Source organism: Polaromonas sp. P1_F1 (assembly GCF_056405795.1).
Genome location: NZ_JBFUBJ010000018.1, coordinates 1 through 4943, shown reverse-complemented (window position 1 = coordinate 4943; position 4943 = coordinate 1). Strand labels below are relative to the sequence as shown.

The following is a 4943-nucleotide window of genomic DNA, read 5'->3' as shown; positions in this document are numbered from 1 at the left end:
ACGACGGCGCCTGTTCCGTCGACGGACAGCACGGCGCGGCCAAGCTGGTCGTACACAGTGCGCAGGCGCTGGTCATGGGCAGCATCTGCCACGGGCGCGGGCAGGGTTCCCGCCACCCAGGCGCCGCCGCCCGACATCGCCACGCGGTTGGCATAGGCCACGCGCTCAATGACGTTGCCGGCCGCATCATAAACATACTTGATCACCTCACCCAGTGCATTGACAGTGGCCGTGAGCCGGCCGTCCTTGTCATAGACGCGGTTCTCCACCAGGTCCGAGCTCGCGGTGGCAAGCACCTTGGCCTGGATTTGCGCCACGGTGGCAGCCGCCGGCAAGCCGGCCAGGTCCGCCGGTGCGAGGGCCGCGGCATACACCGTGCTCTTGACGACGCGGCCTTCCGCGTCAAAGCCGCTCTGCCTGACGTTGCCCGCCGCATCGACGGTGAACACCAGCCGGTCGCCCGCGTCGTAGGCGTAGCGTGTGAGGTTGCCGTTCGCATCGGTGGAACCGGTGACATTGCCGGCCTTGTCGTAGGCATAGCTGCGCGTGAGGTTCAGGCCCGTCGGGTCGATCTGCTCCAGGGTGCGGCGCCCGAGCTTGTCGTAGGTGTAACGGGTGACCGTGCCGCGCGGATCCGTCACCGTCAGCGTCTTGCCTCGCCCATCGTAGCTGTAGGCCGTTACGAGGTTCAGGCCCAAGGGGTCGACCGCCTGCTGGGTCAGCTGACCCTTGAGGTCGTAGCTGAACTGGGTGACGTTGCCCAGCGGGTCGGTCACGGTGACTTGCTGGCCTTTGGCATCGTAACCATAGGTGGTGGTGAGGTTCAGGCCCGCCGGATCGAGGGTGCGCGCCAGGACCCGGTTGGCGGCGTCATAGCCGAGCACCACCAGGTTGCCGTTGGCGTCCGTCGTACTGGCCAGCCGGTTGCTGCGGTCGTAGCTCTGACTGGTGGTGGTCAGCGCTGTTGTCGTGGTGAGCAGGTTGCCGTTGAGGTCGTAGGCAAAGCTGGTGGTGTTGCCCAGGCCGTCGGTCACGCTTTGGGTCTGGCCCAGGCGAGTCTGCGCGGTCGTGACCTGCACGCCTTCAGGCGTGGTGACGGTGACGGAGCGCGCCACCTTGTCATAGCTGTAACTGGTCACCTGGCCCAGGCCGTCGGTCTGCGTGAGTACCCTGTCGAAGGCGTCGTAGCTGCTGCTGCGCGTGACATTGATCGGATCCACGCTGGTGACGGCGCGGCCCAGCCTGTCGAAGGTCCGGCTGCTGGTGTGGCCGTTGGCATCGGTGCTGCTGGTCAGCCGGCCGAAGGCGTCGTACACGGCGGACGTGATGGCGTTGATGCCGCTGGCATCCAGCACGGCCCCGGTCGCCAGGCCGCGCCGGTCTACCGTGGTGGTCCGCGTCAGGGTTTGCGATGCGCCCAGGTCCTGCACGCGGCTGACTTCATTGCCGAAGGCGTTGTAGCCCAGGGCGGTGACATTGCCCAGCGCGTCGGTGCTGCTGGCCAGGCCGCCGAAGCTGTTGTAGGCATAGGTGGCCTTGCTGTCGAGCGCAGCATTCACCACGATGGCGGCGGTGAGTGCGGCATTGACCAGCCCGCCGGCATTGGCCCCTGTCAGCCCGGCCAGGTTGATGCGCGTGCCGTAGCTCACCGTGGACGTCAGCTGCCCCAGGGCGTTGTACTGGCTCTCGCGCACCTCGCCGAGCGCGTTGACCGTGTGCGTCAGATGCCCGTCGACGTCGTAGAAGAAGAGCGTCTTGTTGCCGTAGCCGTCGGTCGTGCTGGTGCGACGGCCTGCGGCGTCGTAGGCGTGCGTCAAACCGTACTGGCTCCAGACGGCGTCGATCTGCGCCTGCGTCAGGCTGCCCGTGAGCAGCGCGCTGCCGACACCGGTGAGCTCGCCGACCAGGCGGCCCTGCAGGTCGTACTTCGCTGTCAGCGTGCGGGCCTCGGAGGTGCCGGCGGCGGACACCTTTTGTGTCAGGTTGCCTGCGCTGTCATACGTGAACAGCGTGACGGTGCCGGCGGCGTCGGTCGACGTGGCGACACGGTTCAGGAGGTCGTAAGTGGCGCTGCTGCTGCGGTCCTGCGCGCTGGCAACCGGGCGAAGATCGGCAACCGTCGTGCCGGCGTTGAAGGCGGCCAGCGCGCCGGCGCTGACAGCCGTGGCGTAACGGATGCTCTGGGTGAGGTTGCCGTTGGCGTCGTAGACCTTTTCGGTCAGGTAACCCTCGGCGTCGATTTCGCCGGCCACCTGGCCCTTGGCGTTGAGCACCAGGCGTGTGGTGATGTCGCCGACATTCGTGGCCGGCAGAAGCTGGGCCAGCGTTCCGCTGGCGCGCAGGGCCTGGGCGGTCACCGTGGCATAGGCGGTGCGGCCGGTCAGCCGCCCGGCGCTGTCATACCTCAATTCCGTGAGGTAGCCTTCGGCATCGAGGCTGGCGCGCAGCAGGCCGTCGTCGTCGTAGAAGTTTCTCTCGACGCGATCGGCGGCGGCGTTGGCCGTAGGCGCCACACTGCCGGCGGCCGGTGCAGCACCCAGCGCCGCGGTTGAGATGAGGTTGGCGTAATGCGTGACGGCTACCAGGCGGCTGGCGCCGTCGTACTGCATCTCGGTGACGGCGCCCTGGCCGTCCACCGTCTTGAGCAGGCGGCCAGCGCTGTCGTAGACGCGCCAGGACTTGAGGTCGGCGGCAACACTGGGGGGCCGCACCGCCGCCAGCGACGGGTTCAGCGGCTGGCCGGACCCGTTGACGAGGCTGGCCACATTCACCGCGCTCGCGTAGGCAAGGGTCTGCGTGACCTGGTTGTTCTTGTTGTAGACGTATTCGGTCAGGCTGCCGTTGCCGTCGATGTCGGCGGTCTTGCGGCCGGCTTCGTCGTAGAGCATCCAGGCCCGCACGCCGCTCGGGTCCTGCGTCATCGTCAGCCGGTTGTCGGCGTCGTAGACGTAAAGCGTGGTGCCCAGGTTGGCGGTCTGTGCGCTGCTTTGCGTGACGCTGATGAGGCGGCCCGCAGCGTCATAGGTGCTGCTGGTCGACAGGCCGTTGGCGAAGCTGACGGTGGTTTTGCGGCCGGCGTCGTCGTAGCTGGTCAGCGTGGTCTGCCCCAGCGCGTTCTGCACCGACAGCACGCGGCCCAGGCCGTCGTAGGTGTACAGGCTGACGCCCGCCGTCCCCGAGATGGTCTTCAGGAGCAGGCCGGCCTGGTCGTAGATGTACTGGGTGGTCGACTGGCTGCCGTCGGCAACGCCGTTGCCCGCCGCGTCGACCCTGGCGTACACCGTGACCGACTGCAGTTGCCCGCGTGCGTCCAGCACCCGGTCGGAGCGCGTGCTCAGGAGAAGGTTTTGCGCGCCGGCCCAGGTGGCCATGGCCACTTCTGTGGGCACGGCCGTGGCGCCCAGGGCGGCCACGTTGTAGGCTGCCGCGCTGTACTGGATGCTGGCAACCTGCTCGCCCCAGGCGTTGTAGCGGAACTCAGTCACGCGCCCTGTCGGGCTGAGCACAAACCTCAGGAGGTTTTGGTTGGCAGCGTCGTAGACGTAGCGCGTCGTGAGCGGCAAGGCGGGCTGGCCGGCACCGGCGCCGTCCGGGTCAGCCACGGTATAGGTGGACTCGGTCAGCAGCTGGTTACGGGCATCGTAGGTGCGCGTGATGGTGTTGCCGGCCGCGTCGCGCTGCAGCACCTGGTTGCCGTTGGCGTCGTATTGCATCGCCGTCGCCTGGCCCAGCGCGTCGGTGACCTGGGTCAAGTCGCCGGCGGCGTTGTAGGCAAAGCTGCTGACCTGTGATACGCCGCCAATTGCTGGCGCCGTGATCTTCGTAAGCTGGCCTGCGGCGTCGTATTCGTAGCGGGTGACGAGGCCGAGCGGGTCGGTCACCGTGGTGCGATTGTTGACGGTGTCGTAGCTGTAGCTCGTGGTGTGGTTGAGCCCGTCCCTGACAGTAGCGATGCGGTAGTCGGCGCCCACTTGCACGTAGGTGAACGTCAGGCTGGTGCCGTCGCTCTGGGTGACGCTTGCCACGCGGGTGCTGGCGCCGTCGTAGGTGTAGGCCGTCTGGTAGTCATAGTTGTCTGCCGTGCTGGCGTCTTCAGGACTGAGGTCCACCGTCACCGAGCTCAGGCGGTTGCTTGTGTCGTAGGCATAGGCCACGCGGGTGAGGGTCGTGCCGTCGGCCCTGACGGTGCGCACCCTGGAGACGTTGCTGCCGGCGTAGTCGAGGTAGGTGACGTCGCCGCTGGCGCTGGTCATGCTGGAGAGCAGGCCCGAGGCGTTGTAGGCGTAGCTGGCGGTCGTGCCGCTGGCGTCCGTGGTGCTGGCCAGCCGCCCGGTGGCGGCCTCATACGTTTCGGTCAGGCCGGTGTCGCCGTCGGTCCAGACGTAGTCGCTGCCGACCGCCTTGATGGTGTCGTAGGCGCCGGCGCCGTCGGTGCTCACATAGGCGAGCCTGCCAGCGTCCCAGCTGTAGACCGACTCGCTGCCGTCCCGGGCGGTGCGGGTGAGGGTGCTGCCGGCAGCACCCAGCGTTCCCGTCAGCTTGACCTGCTGGGCATAGGCGCCCATGGACCAGTTGTCGGCATTGTCGTCGTTGAGCTTGCCCTGGCTGTTGTAGGTGCGCAGCGCCGTCAGGTTCACGCCGTGCGCAACCAGGTAGTCGTCCCGGTCCTGCAGCACCAAATTACCATTGGCCACATTGACAAACGCCTGCTCGCCGCTTCGCCCCTGGCCGGCCGCCCCCAGCAGCCCGCCTCGCCCCAGCGTGGCCAATGACGTTGAACCCAAGCCCAGGCTATTGCCGCTGACGATCGCAACCATGTGATCTACCTAATGGTGAACCGCCGGCTCGGGCCCCTGCCCCTCACCCCTCCTCCAACCCTTTGGAGAACTGCTCAACGGTATTTCATCAATACATCCTCCCCTTTAACACTTTGTTTAGGAAAA

Annotated in this window: 1 protein-coding gene; it reads right to left on the bottom strand. The window is 67.1% G+C overall.

Annotated features, from left to right (window positions below):
• Positions 1-4817 (bottom strand): RHS repeat domain-containing protein (locus AC1DZE_RS23205; protein ID WP_477700610.1); only part of this gene is annotated, 4817 nt, incomplete at its 3' end.
• Positions 4818-4943: the final 126 nt, after the last annotated feature.